General features: G+C 76.7%; 15 protein-coding genes and 1 pseudogene. 6 read left to right on the plus strand and 10 right to left on the minus strand.

What is annotated here, in order from left to right:
- Positions 1–4: 4 nt before the first annotated feature.
- Positions 5–868 carry a deoxyribonuclease IV gene (locus KBX06_RS07305; RefSeq protein ID WP_210833453.1) on the minus strand — a complete coding sequence of 288 codons (864 nt, stop codon included), beginning with the start codon at positions 866–868 and terminating at the stop codon, positions 5–7.
- Between the two features lie 2 nt (positions 869–870).
- Positions 871–2859: a Stk1 family PASTA domain-containing Ser/Thr kinase gene (gene pknB / locus KBX06_RS07310; protein WP_210833454.1), complete on the minus strand. Its 1989-nt coding sequence runs from the start codon at positions 2857–2859 to the stop codon at positions 871–873.
- A gap of 164 nt (positions 2860–3023) precedes the next feature.
- Between pknB and KBX06_RS07315 the strand changes: the two genes are divergently transcribed.
- The gene (locus KBX06_RS07315) at positions 3024–3419 is read left to right on the plus strand and encodes an Rv2175c family DNA-binding protein (protein ID WP_210833455.1); all 396 of its coding nucleotides are present in this window, start codon (positions 3024–3026) and stop codon (positions 3417–3419) included.
- Between the two features lie 89 nt (positions 3420–3508).
- Here KBX06_RS07315 and KBX06_RS07320 read toward each other — a convergent pair whose 3' ends face one another.
- Both KBX06_RS07320 and KBX06_RS07325 read right to left on the minus strand, forming a co-directional pair.
- Complete coding sequence (locus tag KBX06_RS07320; RefSeq protein WP_210833456.1) at positions 3509–4591, minus strand: polyprenyl synthetase family protein; 1083 nt, start codon at positions 4589–4591, stop codon at positions 3509–3511.
- Between the two features lie 9 nt (positions 4592–4600).
- Positions 4601–6025 (minus strand): transcriptional regulator, encoded by a 1425-nt coding sequence (locus tag KBX06_RS07325; protein ID WP_247685380.1) that lies wholly within the window; start codon positions 6023–6025, stop codon positions 4601–4603.
- Between the two features lie 297 nt (positions 6026–6322).
- Here KBX06_RS07325 and metF point away from each other — a divergent pair, with 297 nt between their 5' ends.
- Positions 6323–7240: a methylenetetrahydrofolate reductase [NAD(P)H] gene (gene metF / locus KBX06_RS07330; RefSeq protein ID WP_210833457.1), complete on the plus strand. Its 918-nt coding sequence runs from the start codon at positions 6323–6325 to the stop codon at positions 7238–7240.
- Positions 7241–7287: 47 nt separating this feature from the next.
- Positions 7288–7974, plus strand: coding sequence for a CDP-alcohol phosphatidyltransferase family protein (locus KBX06_RS07335; RefSeq protein WP_210833458.1), 687 nt, complete (start codon positions 7288–7290; stop codon positions 7972–7974).
- A 112-nt stretch (positions 7975–8086) separates the two neighbouring features.
- Here the strand turns inward: KBX06_RS07335 and KBX06_RS07340 are convergent, their stop codons facing one another.
- The 6 genes and pseudogenes from KBX06_RS07340 to KBX06_RS07365 form a co-directional block, all read right to left on the minus strand.
- Entirely contained in the window at positions 8087–9574 is a 1488-nt protein-coding gene (locus KBX06_RS07340; RefSeq protein ID WP_210833459.1) for an NAD(P)/FAD-dependent oxidoreductase, read from the minus strand.
- An 11-nt stretch (positions 9575–9585) separates the two neighbouring features.
- Positions 9586–10713: a glycosyltransferase family 2 protein gene (locus tag KBX06_RS07345; protein ID WP_210833460.1), complete on the minus strand. Its 1128-nt coding sequence runs from the start codon at positions 10711–10713 to the stop codon at positions 9586–9588.
- Positions 10710–11600, minus strand: coding sequence for a carotenoid biosynthesis protein (locus KBX06_RS07350; protein ID WP_210833461.1), 891 nt, complete (start codon positions 11598–11600; stop codon positions 10710–10712). Before KBX06_RS07350 ends, KBX06_RS07345 begins: the two co-directional genes overlap by 4 nt.
- Positions 11597–12172, minus strand: a complete 576-nt coding sequence (locus KBX06_RS07355; RefSeq protein ID WP_210833462.1) for a GNAT family N-acetyltransferase — start codon at positions 12170–12172, stop codon at positions 11597–11599. Before KBX06_RS07355 ends, KBX06_RS07350 begins: the two co-directional genes overlap by 4 nt.
- Complete coding sequence (locus KBX06_RS07360) at positions 12169–12912, minus strand: monooxygenase (protein WP_210833463.1); 744 nt, start codon at positions 12910–12912, stop codon at positions 12169–12171. Before KBX06_RS07360 ends, KBX06_RS07355 begins: the two co-directional genes overlap by 4 nt.
- Before the next feature lie 106 nt (positions 12913–13018).
- Positions 13019–13159 (minus strand): annotated as a pseudogene (locus tag KBX06_RS07365) (YbaK/EbsC family protein); the annotation flags it as partial.
- 562 nt (positions 13160–13721) lie between these two features.
- On the opposite strand from KBX06_RS07365, the gene KBX06_RS07370 reads away from it, so the two are divergent.
- From KBX06_RS07370 to KBX06_RS07380, 3 genes are all read left to right on the plus strand, one after another.
- Complete coding sequence (locus tag KBX06_RS07370) at positions 13722–14171, plus strand: SAV_6107 family HEPN domain-containing protein (RefSeq protein ID WP_210833464.1); 450 nt, start codon at positions 13722–13724, stop codon at positions 14169–14171.
- A gap of 84 nt (positions 14172–14255) precedes the next feature.
- On the plus strand, positions 14256–15056 hold the full coding sequence (locus tag KBX06_RS07375) for a hypothetical protein (protein ID WP_210833465.1): 801 nt from the start codon (positions 14256–14258) through the stop codon (positions 15054–15056).
- Positions 15053–16615, plus strand: a complete 1563-nt coding sequence (locus KBX06_RS07380; RefSeq protein ID WP_210833466.1) for a DNA polymerase Y family protein — start codon at positions 15053–15055, stop codon at positions 16613–16615. Before KBX06_RS07375 ends, KBX06_RS07380 begins: the two co-directional genes overlap by 4 nt.
- Positions 16616–16812: the final 197 nt, after the last annotated feature.

The following is a 16812-nucleotide window of genomic DNA, read 5'->3' on the forward strand; positions in this document are numbered from 1 at the left end:
CGCGTCAGGGGTGCAGGCGCCTGAGGGTGGCGATGTCGGCGGCGTGGCCGACGTGCTTCTCCGTCGGCGTCTCCACCACGACCGGGACGCCGGCGGTGGCCGGATGCGCCATCAGCTCGGCGAACGCCGGCTCGCCGATGGTGCCTCCGCCGATGTTCTCGTGCCGGTCGCGGGTCGAGCCGCAGAGGTCCTTCGAGTCGTTGGCGTGCACCAGCCGCAGGCGGTCGGCCCCGACCGTCGCCACGAGCGTGTCCAGCGTCGCGGTCATGCCGCCCTCGGCGGCGAGGTCGTGCCCGGCCGCCCAGGCGTGGCACGTGTCGAAGCAGACCCCGAGCCAGGGGTGCCGCTCCACCGCGTCGAGGTAGGGCCCGAGCTGCTCCACCCGGGAGGCGAGGGAGCGACCGCCACCAGCGCTCGGCTCGACCAGCAGCCGTGGGCCGCCCGCTGCCGCCGCCTCGTCGAGCAACGGCAGCAGCGTCTCGCGTACCTGGCGCATCGCGGTGTCGGCGTACCCCTCGTCGACCGCGCTGCCGGCGTGGAAGACCACCCCCTCGGCGCCGATCGCGCGGCCCCGGCGCAGCGCGTGGGCGAGTGTCTCGGCCGACCGCTCGACCGTGTTCGCGGTGGGCGAGCCGAGGTTGACCAGCAGCGACGCGTGGATGAAGACGGGCACGCCCCGCTCGCCGCAGCCGTCGCGGAACGCCACGTCCTGGGCCGGGTCGCCGGCCGGCAGTGCCCAGCCCCGCGAGTTGGACACGTAGACCTGCACGACCTGCGAGCCGGCCGCGTCGACGTACGGCAGGGCGGCCCTCGCCAGGCCCCCGGAGGTGGGCGTGTGCGAGCCGACCAGCCGGTGGTGCGCCGGCATCGCTACAAGCACCCGAGGGTGACCGGGGTGCCCGGCGGCACCTGGGTGTTCTCCGGCGGGTTCTGGAAACGGGCGACGCCGTTCGGGTTGAACTGGATCGCCACCGGGAAGCCCTGGCCCTCCAGGAGCTGCTTGGCCTGCTGACAGGGCAGGTCGATGGCCCGGGGGACGGCGACCAGCGGCGGGCCCTTGCTGAGTTCCAGCTTGACCTTCGCTCCCCGCTCCACCCCGGTGCCGTCCGCCGGGCTCTGCCCGAGGACCTCGTCCCTGGGCTTGTCGGAGTCCTTGTAGGTGGGCGGCTCCACCAGCTCCAGGCCCAGTTGGGCGAGGGCCGTCCGCGCCTCGCCCAGGCTCTTGCCGACCAGGTTGGGCACCGAGATCGGGGCCTTGCCCTTGCTCAGGACGACCGTGACCTTGTCGCCCGGCTTCACCTCGGTGCCGACCTTCGGGTTGGTGTCCATCACGACGCCGGCGGGCAGGTTGTCGTCGTAGCGGGCGGCGCCCTTCGCCACCACCAGCTTCGCGTCGAGCAGGTCGGCCTCGGCGAGCTCGAACTCCTTGCCCACCACGTCGGGCACCGGGAAACGTTCCGGGCCCAGCGAGAGGGTCAGCGTGACGGTGCCGCCCTTGACGATCCGGGTGGCGGAGACCGGGTCCTGCGCCAGGACGGCGTCCTTCGGGACCTTCTCGTCGTGGCGCGGTGCCGCGTAGCTGAGGACGATCCCGGCGCGGGCGGCCTGTGCCTCCGCCTCGGCCTTGGTCATCGCCACCAGCTGCGGCGCCTCCGTGTAGCGCCCGGCCGCGAACCACCAGCCGCCGCCGGCTGCCACCAGGACCAGCGCCAACACGGTGGCGATGACCCCCGTGCGGCCGCGCGGGTCGCCCATGACCCGGGTACGCAGCGTGGCCAGCCGCGACCACAGGCTCTCGCCCTCCTCGGGCTCGGCCCGGCGACGGCCCGTCCGGGGGCCGCCGCCCTCGGGCAGCCGGGCCCAGGCGGGCCGATCGGCCGGCCGGATCGCCGCGACCATCATGGTCGGCTGGGCCACCGAGTCGTCGGACACCCGGCGCAACACGGCGGTGTGCGTGTTCGCGTCGCCAAGGTCGTCGCGGGCGGCCTGCACCTCGGCCAGCAGCGCGCCGGCGTCGGTCGGCCGGGCGCCCGGATCACGCCGGGTGGCCCGGGCGACCAGTTCGTCGAGCGACCTGGGCAGGCCGGGCACCAGGGTGGACGGTGCCGGGACGTCCTTGTCGACGTGCTGCCAGGCGACGTCGACCGGGCGGTCCCCGTCGTAGGGCACCCGGCCGGTGAGCATCTCGAACAGCACGATGCCGGCGGAGTAGACGTCGGTGCGGGGGTCGGCGTGGCCCTCGGTGACCAGCTCCGGGGCCACGTACGCGACGGTGGCCATCAACTGGTTGCCGTTCTCGTCGTCGGCGCTCGCCTCGACGGCCCGGGCCAGCCCGAAGTCGGCGACCTTGACCACGCTGTCGACCAGGTTGGCCGCGCCGCCGGTGGGGGCCTCGGCGACCAGCACGTTCTCGGGCTTCACGTCGCGGTGCACCAGCCCTGCCCGGTGCGCGGCGGCGATCGCGGCGAGCATCTGCTCGGCGATGGCCAGGGCCTCGTCGGGGTTGAGCCGGCGCCGCTCGGCGAGCACGTCGCGCAGGGTGCGACCGCGGACGTACTCCATCACGAGGTAGGGCAGGCCGGAGTGGGTGCCCTGGTCGTAGACCGCGACGACGTTGGGGTGGGTCAGCCGGGCGATGGTCTTCGCCTCGTCGGTGAACCGCTCCACGAAGCCCGCGGCCCGCGCCCGCGCCTCGGGGGCCTGGGACGGGTGAATGATCTTGACCGCCACGGTGCGCTCGAGGCGCTCGTCGGTGGCGGTGTACACGGTCGCCATGCCGCCACGGGCCACGCGACCGCGGATGCGGTAGCGCCCGTCGATCAGCGAGCCCAGCAACGTGTCGGCGACCTGTGTGTCCATCGGCAGGGAGTCTATGTGTCCAGGAGGTGAAGGTTGAACAGGATGCTACAGATGGGGTACGACCGTGACCCTCCCGCCGCGCTCGCACTGCCCGCCGGCCCTGCTCAGCCGGCTCGTCGGGGTGCCGTTGGCCCCGGCCGGGCGGGACGTGGCAGGGTGGTCCGGTGACCGACTCAGTACCCGCCGACCGGGCCGTGCCCGGCCCCGAATCCGCCACCGGCCCCGCCGACGCCGCCGACTGGCTGACCCTGCCGGACGTGGCCGAGCGCCTCGACGTGTCGATCAGCAAGGTCCACCAGATGATCCGCGACCGGGAGCTCATCGCCGTACGCCGCGACGGCGTCCGCCGGATGCCGGCCGACCTGGTGGCCAACGAGACGGTGCTCAAGCACCTGCCCGGTGTGCTCAACCTGCTGACCGACGCCGGATACGACGACGAGGCCGCGCTGCGCTGGCTCTACGAGCCGGACGACACCCTGCCGGGCGCCAGCCCCGCGAAGGCGCTCGGCGGCGATCAGGCCCGCGAGGTGAAGCGCCGGGCCCAGGCCCTCGGCTTCTGACCCGCCCCGCCCTGCTCTGCTCTGCCCGCCCTGCCCCGCCCCGCCCCGCTCTCGCCCTCCGCCCGGGGCGAGGGGGCGTGGGTGGCCGGTCAGTCCGCGCGGCGGGTGGCGGCGATGGCCAGGTCGACGAGGGCCTGCCGGGCCTCGGTGTCCAGGTCGACGGCGGCCAGCGCGGCCAGCGCGGTGTCGGTCAGCATGGCGATCCGCTCCTCCGTACGCGCCAACGCCCCGCTGCCGTCGATGAGCCCACGCAGCCGGGCGATCCCGGCCTCGTCCAGCCCGGGGTCGCCGAGCGTGCCGAGCAGCACGTCCCGGCCCGCCCCGTCGGTCGTCTCCAGCGCCGCCGCCACCAGGTACGTCCGCTTGCCCTCGCGTAGGTCGTCGCCGGCCGGCTTGCCGGTCTGGACCGGGTCGCCGAAGACCCCCAGCACGTCGTCGCGGAGCTGGAACGCCTCGCCCAGCGGCAGCCCGTACGCCGAGTACGCCGCCCGGACCTCCGCCGGCGCGTCGGCCAGCGCGGCACCGACCAGCAGGGGCCGCTCGACCGTGTACTTCGCCGACTTGTAGCGGGCGACCTTGCCGGCCCGCTCCACCGAGGTGTCCCCGGTGACCTGGGTCAGCACGTCGAGGTACTGGCCGACGGTGACCTCGGTGCGCATGGCGTCGAAGACCGGCCGGGCGCGGGCCACCGTGCGCGGATCCAGCCCGGCGGAGTGCAGCAGCTCGTCCGACCAGACCAGGGCCAGGTCGCCCAGGAGGATCGCCGCGGCGTCGCCGAAGCCGTCCGCGTCGCCGCCCCAGCCGGCCGCCCGGTGCCGGGCCGCGAACCGCCGGTGCACGGCCGGCTCGCCGCGCCGGGTGTCGGAGCGGTCCATGAGGTCGTCGTGGATCAGCGCGCTGGCCTGCACGAACTCCAACGAGGCCAGGGCGGTGACCACCTGGTCGGTGTCCACCCCGCCGGCTCCCCGGAAACCCCAGTAGGCGAACGCCGGCCGCAGCCGCTTGCCGCCGCCGAGGACGAACGCCTCGATCGCCTCGGCGAGCGGAGCCAGGGCGTCGTCGACCCCGGCCATCCAGGCGCGCTGGCTGGCGAGGAACTCGGTCAGGGCCTTGTCGATCCGTTGACGCAGCCCGGCGCGGTCGACGGGGGAAACGGGAGCAGCGTGGGTCACGCCCCGACGCTATCCGGTCGGCGTGGGGCCCGTCGCGCCACCGGGGGGCCGACGCGCCGTACGCCCCGCGGGAGCCGGCCCGCCGGCCCGCCCAGGTGGCGGCCCCGAACGGGGCAGGTACGGGGCGGCCGACGCGGCGAGCGCCCGGTACCGCCGTACGGCCGGCTCGTCGCCGTGCCCGGCCAGCCGCCGGCGCACCTCGGCCAGCTGGCCCAGCGCGCGGGGCGACCCGGCGCGGACCGCGTCGAGCAGCGCCTCGCCGGCCACCGCGCTGGCCCGCTCCACCTCGCCGAGTTGCAGATAGCCCCGGGCCAGCCAGCTGCCGTAGATCGCCGACGTGCGCGGGCCGCGCCCCCGGACGGCGTGCAGCGGCGCCTCGGCCGGGCGCGGGCGGCCCAGCGCGACCAGCGTGCGCCCGGTCATCGCGGCCAGTTCCGGCCCGTCGAGCCAGTAGAGCCATGGCGGTTCCCGGCCCGGTTCGGGTGCGTCGGTCACCCGGCGGGCCGCGTCGAGCGCCTGCGGGACCGCTCCCGCCCGGCCGCCCAGAGCCATGGCCAGGGCCACCCGGTGCAACAGCAGGGCCCGCAGACCGGGGCTGGCCGACCGCCGTGCCCCCGCGTACGCGGTGCGGGCCAGCACCAGCGCGCCGGCCGGGTCGCCGACGCCGGTGAGCAGGTGGCTGGCCGAGCCGAGCACGTGCCCGGCGAGCGCCGGGTCGCCGGCCGTCGCGGCGGCGCGCAACGCCAGCCGGTAGGCGTGCAGCGCGCCGGCGGCGTCCCCGGCGTCGGCGGTGAGCCAACCCGCGAGCTGGGCGGACTCGGCCAGTTCGAGCAGCAGTCGAGGGCGCGCGGCGGGGCCGCACCCGGACAGCGCCCGCACCGCGCGTCCCAGCCGGTAGGCCCCGAGCCCGGCCAGGTCGGCCCCGCCGGCGAGGTCGTCGAGCCGGCGTAGCTGCGCCAGCCGCACCGGCCCTTCCGGCCCGTCGGTGTCCGCCGTCGCCGGCCGGGTGCCCGGCAGCCCGGGCCTGGCCGGGCTGCCCCGACCGTCGCCCCGACCGTCGGGTCGAGCGGGCGGTCCGGGCAGCAGCACGGCGTGCGGGTCGGCCAGCCAGCGCTGGGCCAGGGCCAGCAGTGCCGCCCGGGGCCGGGACCCGCCGAAGGCCGGCGGCGGACCGAGGCGGCGGGTGCGGGCCGCGGCGGCGGCCAGCAGGTCGACCGGCACCGCGAGGACGACGGCGAGCCAACCGAGCCAGAACACGCCGGGAACGCGCAGTTGCCGTTCCCACCGGGAGACCTCGTGCCGGCTGAGGGTCGGCACACCGGAGGCGGCGCAGAGCTCGGCCGCGAGCCGCAGCTGGCTCCGGCCCCGGGCCAGCCGGAGCTGGGCGAGCAGCGGCCCGAGCAGCTGCGGGCCGGGCGGCGGGGGCGGCGTCATCGGTTCCTCCGGGCGGGTGTCGGCACGGCGGCGGCGCAGACCCCGGAACGGGACCGGTGCGCCACCGGTGGATGCTGACCCCCGCGCGTGCCCCCGGGCGGGTCGGCCTACGGCCGGGACCACCCCGCGCAGTCACATGACTACTCCGTGGGTACGACACTTCGCGGCCCCGGTGACCGGCCCCCGCCGCCGGCCCGCGCGCCCGGCCCGGCCCGGAGCCGCCCGCCGGGCCCGGTCCGGTGTCCACCAGTGTGGGAAGGTCTCGGTATGCGGGGCCCGGCCCGCTAGAGTCGTGGCGTGGCGCTCGGTCTTCCATCGGTCCTCCCCAATCCCCAGCCGGCGATCGGGGAGCTGATCCGCGACCGGCAGCCGACCTTCTCCTTCGAGTTCTTCCCGCCCAAGACCGAGCAGGGCGAGCGACTGCTGTGGCAGGCGATCCGCGAGCTGGAGTCGCTGCGCCCGTCCTTCGTATCGATCACCTACGGCGCCGGCGGGTCGACCCGCGACACCACCGTGGCGGTCACCGAGCGGATCGCCACCGAGACCACCCTGCTGCCGATGGCCCACCTGACCGCGGTCAGCCACTCGGTGGCAGAGCTGCGCCACGTCATCGGCAGGCTCGCCGGGGTCGGGGTGCGCAACGTGCTCGCTGTGCGGGGCGACCCGCCGGGCGACCCGGGCGGCGACTGGGTGTGTCACCCCGAGGGCGTGCTCTACGCCGAGGACCTGGTCCGTCTGGTGCGCGACGCGGGCGACTTCAGCGTCGGGGTGGCGGCCTTCCCCTACAAGCATCCGCGCTCGTCCGACGTGGCCAGCGACACGGAGCACTTCGTCCGCAAGTGCCGGGCCGGCGCCGACTTCGCGATCACCCAGATGTTCTTCGACGCCGACGACTACCTGCGGCTGCGCGACCGGGTCGCCGCCGCCGGCTGCGACACGCCCATCCTGGCCGGCGTGATGCCGGTGACCCAGATCGGCACCATCGAGCGTTCGGTGCAGCTCTCGGGGGCGCCCTTCCCGCCGGCCCTGGCCGAGCGGTTCGCGAAGGTCGCCGACGACCCGGAGGCGGTACGCCGGCTCGGTGTCGAGCAGGCCAGCGAGATGTGCCGGCGGCTGCTCGACGAGGGCGTGCCCGGGATCCACTTCATCACCCTCAACCGCTCCACCGCCACCCGCGAGGTCTGGCAGAACATCCAAGCCGGCGCGCGGGTGTGACTCCGCTGCCGCGACACCTGACCGGCGGCGCGACGGTTGATCCGAAGGTGGGCACACAGCTGAACTGGGACGAGTACGCCACCGCCTGGGCACGGCTGCACGGGGGCTTCGACCCCCGGGCGGCGGCCCCGGTCGTCCGCGCCTGGCTGCGCTTCGCCTACCACGTCGGGTTCGTGCTGGGCCGGCTGCGGGTCGGCCCGACCCCGGTCACCGTGGTCGGCGTGCTGCTCTGTGCCTGCGTGCCGCTGTTCGCCGTACGGCCGCAGGACGGTCCCTTCCTGGCGTCGCTGTTCGTGCTGCTCGCCGCCGTGGCGGACAGCGTCGACGGCGCGGTGGCGGTGGCCACGAACCGGACCTCCCGGCTCGGCTACGTCTACGACTCGCTGGCCGACCGGCTCGGCGAGGTCGCCTGGCTGGCCGCGTTCTGGCTGATCGGCGCGCCGGGGGCGCTCGTCGTGACCGCCGGCGCGCTCTCCTGGCTGCACGAGTACGTCCGCTCCCGGGCGGTCTCCGCCGGCATGCGGGAGCTCGGTGCGGTGACGGTGGGGGAGCGCCCCACCCGGGTCTCGGTGGCCCTGGTCGGGCTGCTGCTGGCCGGGCTGACCGGGCTGATCGAGCCGGACCTGGCCGCCGGCACGATCACCATGGCCACCGCCGTCTGGGTGCTGCTGGCCGGCTTCGGCCTCGGCCAGTTGCTCTCCGCCGTCCGCCGCGCCCTCATCGACGCCGGCTGACGGCTGCGCTCACCCGGTACGCGGGGCTGGTGCGCCCGCCCGAAGGTGTAAGGAAGGGCCCCTTCCTATACCTCAGGCGTTAATAAGGTGCCCTTCCTTACACCTTCGGCAGCTACCAGGCGGGGCCGATCTCGTCGGCGACGATCTGGGCGGAGAGCGTCACCATCGGCAGGCCGCCGCCCGGGTGGCTGGAGCCGCCGACCAGCCACAGCCCGTGCGCCGGGCCCCGGTTGGCGGGGCGCAGCAGGCCGCCGGCGGTGCCGTAGATCGACCCGCCGGGCGCGCCGGTCGCGTCGTCCAGGTCGGCCGGGGTGCGGACCTGCCGGAACACCAGCCGGTCCCGCACGTCGACGCCGCGTTCGGCCAGCACGTCGAGGACGCGGTCGGCGTACGCCTCGGCGAGGCCGGGCCGGCGCCAGTCGACGGCCCCGGCGGCGGTGCCGTGCCGGGGGGCGTTGACCAGCACGAACCACGCCTCGTGGTCGGCCGGCCGGACCATCGGGTCGTCGGCGACGGTGACGAAGACGGTGGGGTCGGCCGCCGGCCGGGCCCGCATCCCGCGCCCCGGGTGGCCGAAGACCGCGTCGAACTCGGCGTCGTAGTCGCGGGGGAAGAACACGTTGTGGTGGGCCAGCCCGGAGTCGCCGGCGACGCCGAGCAGCAGTACGAAACCGGCCAGGCTGCGGTCGGTCAGCCCGGCCAGCCGGCGCGGGCTGGGCAGCAGGTCCCGGTAGAGGGTGAGCGCGTCGACGTTGGCCACCACCACGTCGGCGGGGACCGGCGCGGTGACGCCGCGCAGGCGTACGCCGTGCACCCGGCCGCCCGCCGCGTCGATCCGGGTGACCGTGGCGCCGGTCCGTACGACCACGCCGAGGTCCAGGCAGCGGGTCAGCAGCGCGTCGGCGAGTGTGCCCAGCCCGCCGCGCAGGTACCAGCCGCCGAAGGTCAGCTCGGCGTAGGGCACGGCCACCAGCGCGGCCGGCGCCCGGCGCGGGTCGGCGCCCGTGTAGGTGGCGTAGCGGTCCAGCAGCATCCGCAGCCGGGGGTCGGACAGGTGCCGCCGGCCCAGCCCGCGTAGCGTCCGACCCGGCCCGATGGCGGCCAGGTCGCCCAGCCGCCAGGCCAGCGCGGCCAGGTCCAGCGGGGAGTCGATCGCGCGGCGCAGGATGTCCCGGTGCGAGGCCTGCCACACCCGCGCCGCCCGGCGCCACAGCCGCTGCCAGTCAGCGGCGGCCCGGTCGCCGAAGGCCGCGCCGACGCGGGCGGCGAACTCGGCCGGGTCGGCGCACGAGTCGAGGGCCGGGCCGCCGCCGGGGAAGACGTGCCGCACGATCGGGTCCACCGGCGTCAGGTCCAGGTACTCGTCGAGCTTCGCGCCGGTCGCCTCGAACAGGTCGTGGAAGACGTCCGGCAGGGTGAGCAGACTCGGCCCGGTGTCGAAGTGGAACGGGCCCGCCGGGGTGTCGTGGACGTACCGGCCGAGCTTGCCGCCGACGGTGTCCGCGCGTTCGAGCACGGTGACCTGGTGCCCGGTGGCGGCCAGCCGGGCGGCGGTGGCCAGCCCTCCCACGCCGGCGCCGACGACCACGATCCGCGCCATGCCGCGCCTCCCTAGGTGACGGGGCGGCCGCGCCAGGACAGGCGACGCCGCTTCCGCAGATGGTACGACCGCAGGGTCAACCAACCGAGGACCACGACCGATACGGGGTGTGCCAGCGCGTCGGGCCACCACCGGCCGCCCGTCGCCCGGGCGCTGACCGCCCGCCCGGTGACTCCGAGCAGGTAGGCGGCGAGAGCCGCGGCGGCCACCGCCGGGGCGCCGGCGGCCAGGGCGACGACCGCCAGCAGCGGGGGGGCGGTGTAGAGCAGGAGCAGCAGGGCCACCACGGCGGCGGCGGCCCCCGGATGGCCGAAGGTGGCCCAGAGCGACTTCGAGTAGCCGTCGCGCAGCTGCGGCCAGTCCTCGTACATCCGGCAGGTGGCCAGCCGCGAGCCGTCGGCGAGGGCGATCCGGCCGCCGGCCCGCTTGACCGCGCGGGCCAGCTCCACGTCCTCCAGGATCTTCCCGGCCACCACGGCGTGCCCGCCGGCGGTCTCGTAGCCGGCCCGGTCCACCACCAGGAACTGTCCGCCGGCGGCGGCCAGCGACGGCCGCCGCGAGCGCTCCATCGCCCGCAGCGGCAGGAAGGTCAGCCACAGCCACTGCAACAGTGGCTGGACCAGCCGGTCGGCCACCGTCGCCACCAGGATCCGGGGGTACGGCGACAGCAGCGTCACCCGCGCGGCACGCAGCTCGGTGACGGCCGCCGCGACCGCGTCCGGGGCGAGCACCACGTCGGCGTCGACGAAGACCAGCGCGGTCGCCGCGGGGTCGGCCCGGGTGGCCAACTGCCAGCAGGCGTGCGGCTTGCCCAGCCAGCCCGGCGGCGGGGCGACGCCGTCGAGCAGGGTGACCCGGGGGTCGCCGCCGGCCACCGCGCGGACCACGTCCGCGGTGCCGTCGGTCGAGCCGTCGTCGAGCACCACCACGCGCAGCCCTGGCACGCCCCGCTGGGCGAGCAGCGCGCGCAGGCACGGGGTGACCCGCCCCGCCTCGTCGCGCAGCGGCAGCAGCACCGCCACGGGCTCGGTGACCGGCGCCGGCCGTTCGGCCGGGCGGCGCAGCCAGCGGCCGGCGTTGACGAGGGTGTGTGCGGTCAGCGCGGCCACGCCGAGCAGCAGCGCGAGCACGGCGGTCATGCGGTCGCGTCGACGCCGGGGCGGTGCGGCTGACGGGGGCGGTGCCGGTCGTCGCGCCGGGCGCGCAGCAGCGTGACCGCCAGCGGCACGGCGGCCACCGACATGCCGACCGCGCCCCACAGCGCCGAGGTGGGCAGGCCGAGGAAGACCGCGTGGGCCAGCACGCTGGAGAAGTACGTCCACAGCCAGAGCGCGAACATCGGACCGTCGCGCCCGTCGGTGGTGGCCACGGCGGGCCCGGCCAGCGGGCGCAGCGCGCTCATCATCAGCACGGCGAAGAGCAGCCAACCCAGGTAGTTGCTCACCGGGATGCCGGGCAGGCCGGGCAGCGCGGGGGTGGCGTCCCGCCAGACCCAGTAGCCCTCGGCCACCATCTGCGGGTCGAGGAAGAGGTCCCAGGCGGCCAGCCCGACGGCCGCCAGCGCGATTCGCCGGACGGGGAACCGGCCTCCCGGCCGACCACCGATGCCCGGCCCGCTGCCGGGGGCGCCGCCGGCCCCCAGTGGCCCGCCGCCGGCGTCGCCCCCGGTCAGCCGGGTGGCGGCCAGCCAGGCCGGCCACGCCATCCAGGTCCAGGCCAGCGGGATGATCAGTGGCACCCCGGCCAGCTTCGGTCCCAGCTCGCCGGAGTAGTCGTAGCTGCCGAACGGGAAGCCGGTGGTCACCCCGAGCGCCTCGATGGCGAACCCGCCGACCGTGGCCACCGCGACCAGCGCCGCCGCCGTACGCGGGCCCCGGCTGAGCAGCGCGTGGCCGACCGAGAGCAGGTAGCCGAGCACGACGGTGGCGACGGTCAGCCGGGCCCGGGTCTGCCCGGTGGTCAGCGGGTAGCAGATCTGCGCCAGCACCAGCACGGCCAGCAGCGCCCAGGACAGCCGTCGGGTCACGGGGCGCCCCGGCCGGGCGCGGCGGGTGTCGGCGGCTCCAACGGCAGGTCCCGGCCGAGTACGCCGAAGGGGCGCTCGTCGCCGGGGAAGTGGAAGTCGCGCAGGACGTCGACGAAGCCGAACCGGCGGTACAGCCGCCAGGCCCGCGACCGCGCCTCGTCGGCCTCCGGGGTGGAGAGCAGCGTGGTCGTCCCCTCCGCCAGGCTGAGCAGGGCCCGCAGTTGCCGCGCGCCCAGGCCGTGGCCCTGTGCGGGCGGGCGGACGTGCAGCTCGACCACCTCGAAGCAGCGGGTCAGCCAGCGCTGCCGGGTCGGGGCGTCGAGGGCCCGCCAGACCTGGTCGTGCCACCACTGCCCGGAGCTGCCCAGGTAGCCGTAGCCGAAGCCGGCCAGGTGGCCCTCGCTGGTGAGGCTGGCGACGGCGCGGAAGCCGGGTCGGCGTACGTGGGTGGCGATGTAGCCGCGCCGGGCCTCCAGCAGCTCCGGCCGGTATCCCATCGCCTCACCGTAGACGGCCACCACGTCGTCCAGCCGTCGGACGAGATCGTCCGGCGTCCACCGCACCAACCTCATGCCCGTGCACCCTCCGCCGCTCCCGGATCGCCGTCCGCGATCCACCCCAGCACCGCCCGGTCGCCCACCACGTCGCGCACCTCGAACCGCGCGAAGAGTTCCTCCGCGTACCACCCCTCGGTGGGGGTCCGCATGATCGCCGCCCGATGCTCCGGGTGACGGTACGCGAACGCCACGAGGTCCGCCGGATCGCGCCACACGCTCACCGTGCCCTGCCAGCCCAGCGGGGCCTCGCCGACGCCGAAGCGGGCCAGCAGGCCGGGCGCGGCGTGCAGCGCGGCGGCCACCGGGGGGACCGCCCGCCAGAAGGTGACCGCCCGCCGTGGCCGCAGCCGGGCCCGGGTCAGCGCCAGCACCGGGCCGGTGACCCGGCCGCCGGGCGGCTCCCCGAACGGCCGGCGGCCCGACCACTCGCCCCGGCTGCTCAGCGGGCGCAGGTCGACCCGGACGGACGCGCGGGCGATCCGCGCCCAGGCACGCCCCACCGGCGAGGCGTCGAAACCGGCCGCGCCGGCGGGGGAGTCCCACGCGGTCAGGGCCGCCCACCGGGTGAGATCGGCGTCGCCCGGCCCGAAGCCGGTGCCGGTCCCGGTGCCGAGCAGCTTGCCGAACCGTACGCCGGGCAGCGCGCGCAGCCGGCGGGGGTCGAGCGCCATCCGGGTGAGCGCCCTGGGCAGCGCGGCGCGGGAGGTGCGCCACACGTGCAGCGTGACCAGCTCCGGTACGTCGGTCCCGCTCACGTCACCACCACCTCGCTGCGCTCGACGGTGGTGCGAGGCATCCGCGTGCCGGTGGACGTGGGCTTGCCCGCGCTGCCGGGTCTCATGGTCTGTTCGCCCCGCTCGCTCACGCCACCGCGGTCGGTACGCCGCCGGCCGCCCAGCTCTCGTCGTACGGCTCCAGGGTGGTGCCGACCAGGGTGCGCGGCGGGCGCGGGTGACCGACCGGGGCGACCCCGCCGATCACCTGTCCGGTGTACGCGCGGACGGCGTCGAGCACGTCCTGCACCGCCCGTACGTTCGGGTGTGGCTGCATGCCGGCCATTCTTCCCGGTACCTCCGTCGGCGGCTCAGCCGGCCGTGCCGCGCTCCGACCGGGCGGGCCGCGGCGGCGTACGCCCGGGAGTCGGACCTGCCGCGACGCCGCCCGACGTCCGCGCGCCACACGTTGCGTTTTCGTCGGCGGAAGGGTGTACTGTCAGCAGCAGTTAGAACGAGTGTTCGATTGCCTCGAACGCCCGTTCCAACAGACCCGGAGCGGTGTTTCGCGGCGCGGCTCCGGGCGGTGCGGCTCCGCGGGCCGCACCTGGGTCCCGGGCAGTCGCGAGTCCGGGCCCGTCAGGCAGGAGCGTCGCCCGCCGCCCACGACCCCCGGGCGGCGGGCGACGAACCCGCCGGGTAACGCCGGCCGGGTGTGGTGTGGGGAAGCATCCACACCCGGCCGGCCACCCACCGGTGCGTCTTCCTCCGCACCACTCGACCCGGCGTCCCGCCGGCGGCCCAGGGCCGTCTCCGGGGCGGCGCCTCGGCCACGTGGAGGAGACAGTCCCATGCCGACCAACCCGGCTCAGGCACCGACGGTGCCGGCGCACGTGCTGCCGCACCGCACCCCCGCCCAGCTTCTCGCGGTGGCCCGGCGCGGGCTGGCCGAGGCCGCCCAGACCCGTCCCGACGGCCTCCGTTACGCGGCCGCCCACCTGGCCGCGCTCCGTGCTGCCGCGGCCGTGCTCGCCGCCCGGGCGCGTCCCGCCCCCGCCCGACGTCACCGGGTCACCAGCGTCTGGGTCCTGCTCTCCGGCGTCGCCCCCGAGCTGGACGAGTGGGCCCGGTTCTTCGCCCTCGGCGCCGGCAAGCGGGCCGCCGCCGAGGCCGGCATCCCACGGGTCGTGACCGCCCGGGAGGCCGACGACCTGCTGCGCTCCGCCGAGCAGTTCGTCACGGTCGTGGAGAACGCGCTCGGGGTGGCCCACCAACCGGCGCTCGACGGCCTCGCGGCCTGACCGGGCCCCGCCATCCGGCGACCGGGCGTCCCGGGCACGCCCACACGCACGTCTGATCCGACAGCACGACGGGGGGTAGGTCCGATGGCGGGCCGGATGGTGGTCGGTTCCGCCGCGCTGGCCGGTCTGGTGCGCCCGGCGAGCGCGCCGGACCCGGCGGGTGGTCACCGGGTGTTGCCGGTGGCCCCGGAGCTGACCGGGCTGCTGCCCAACCGGGGGTTGCGCAGGGGCAGCACGATCGCGGTCGCCACCGGCCAACCCCGGCGCAGTGGCGGCACCTCGCTGGTCCTGGCGCTGCTCGCCGAGGCGTCCCGGGCCGGCTCGTGGTGCGCCGTGGTCGGGGTCCCGACGTTCGGGGCGGGCGCCGCCGCCGAGTTGGGCATCGCCCTGGACCGGCTCGCCCTGGTGCCCCACCCGGGCCCGGAGTGGGCCACCGTCATCGCCGCGCTGATCGACGGGGTGGACGTCGTGGTCACCGCGGTGCCGACGGCGGTCTCGGCGTCGGTCGCCAACCGGCTGGCCGCCCGGGCCCGGCAGCGTGGCAGCGTCCTCGTCCCGTACGGGCGGTGGGACGGCGCGGACGTGACCCTCCAGGTGGTCCGGGGCGCCTGGGAGGGGCTCGGGCAGGGGCGGGGCCGGCTGCGCCGCCGCGAGGTCACCGTCTCCGCGCGGGGTCGCGGGGCCGCCGCCCGTCCGAAGGAGATCAAGGTCTGGCTGCCCGGGGACGGGCTCACCCGGGTGATTCCCCGCTCCGCTCCCGCCGCCGCCGTCTCCGTCACCGGCCGGTCGGCCGCCGGCCGGCTGCGCCCGGTCGGCCCGGCCGTCGCCTCTGCGTCCTCCGACCCGTCCCGTCGTGCCGCGCTCACCCTGGTCGGTCCCGCGTGACCGCCGCGCCCGCGCGCACCCTGTTGCTCTGGTGCCCGGACTGGCCGGTGCTCGCCGCGGAGATCGTCGACGGGGTGCCGGCCACCGGTCCGGTCGCCGTGCTGCACGCCAACCGGGTGGTCGCCTGCTCCGAGCGGTCCCGCGCCGAGGGCGTGCGCCGGGGGCTGCGCAAACGGGAGGCCCAGGGCCGCTGCCCGCAGCTCACCGCCGTCGAGTACGACCCCGGGCGCGACGCCCGGGCGTTCGAACCGGTGGTCGCCGCCGTCGAGGAACTGGTCGCCGGCGTCGAGGTGGTACGCCCCGGCGCGTGCGCGGTGGCCGCCAGGGGGCCGAGCCGCTACCTCGGGGGCGAGGAGGTGGCCGCCGAGCGGATCGTCGAGCACGTCGCCCAGACCTGCGCGGTGGAGAGCCAGGTCGGCATCGCCGACGGGGTCTTCGCCGCCGGGCTGGCCGCCCGCGACGGACGGGTCGTGCCACCCGGCGGGACACCGGGGTTCCTCGCCGACCTGCCGGTCGAGGCGCTCGGCCGTCCCGCCCTGGCCGACCTGCTGCGCCGGCTCGGCGTACGCACCCTGGGTGACTTCGCCGCGCTGCCCGCCGGCGACGTGCTGGCCCGGTTCGGCTTCGACGGCGCGCTGGCCCACCGGCTGGCGGCCGGGCGCGACCACCGACCGCTCGCGGTCCGGCGGCCCCCGGTCGACCTCGCGGTCGCCGCCGACCACGACGAGCCGCTCGACCGGGTCGACGCGGCGGCCTTCGCCGCCCGGACGTTGGCCGAACGGCTGCACGACCGGCTCGCCGCGCACGGGCTGGCCTGCACCCGGCTCGGCATCGAGGCGGTCACGGCACACGGCCAGGAACTGCACCGGGTCTGGCGGCACGACGGGCTGCTCACCGCCGCGGCCATCGCCGACCGGGTGCGCTGGCAGCTCGACGGCTGGCTCTCCGGCAGCACCGGCCGGGCGGGCACCCACCCGACCCGCCCGACGGCGGGCATCATCCGGCTGCGGCTGGTCCCGGACGGGGTGGTCGCGCAGGCCGGTCTGCAACCCGGCCTGTGGGGGGAGACCGGCGAGGAACGGGAACGGGCGCACCGGGCGTTGAGCCGGGTACAGGGCATCCTCGGTCCCGAGGCGGTGGTCACCGCGGTGCTCGGCGGCGGGCGTTCCCCGGCCGACCAGGTGCGCCTGGTGCCGTGGGGCGACGAGCGCCTTCCGGCCCGGCCCGTCCCGCCGCCCTGGCCGGGCCGGCTGCCGCCGCCCGCGCCGGCCGTGGTGCTGCCCGAGCCGCTCGCCGCGGTCGTGCACGACGCCGCCGGCGAACCGGTCGAGGTCAGTGCGCGGCTCCAGGTCAGCGCCGAGCCGGTCCGGCTGACCGTGGGCGCCGCCCGGCCGGTCGAGATCGCCGGCTGGGCCGGCCCGTGGCCGGTCGACGAGCGCTGGTGGGTGCCGGCCGAGGCCCGTCGCCGGGCCCGGTTCCAGGTCTGCCTGGCCGACGGTACGGCCCTGCTGCTCGCCGTCGAGGCCGGGCGCTGGCTGGTGGAGGCGATCTATGACTGAGCGCCCGCCCACGGTCACGACGTGGCGGTCGGGTCGGTGCGGTGCCGTGTCGACGGGGCGGCTCGGGCGCGCTGGCACCGCACCGGAGCGCCGTCCGGCACTGTCGAGCTGCCCCGTTCGTGAGACCACCGACCACCGGCTGCCGGGTCCTGGCGAGAGCCTGCCCCTCCAGGGGCCGAAATCGTCCAAGATCTCTC

Origin of the sequence: Micromonospora sp. C31 (genome assembly GCF_018070575.1) — a bacterium.
In the GTDB taxonomy this organism is placed as follows: Bacteria; Actinomycetota; Actinomycetes; order Mycobacteriales; family Micromonosporaceae; genus Micromonospora.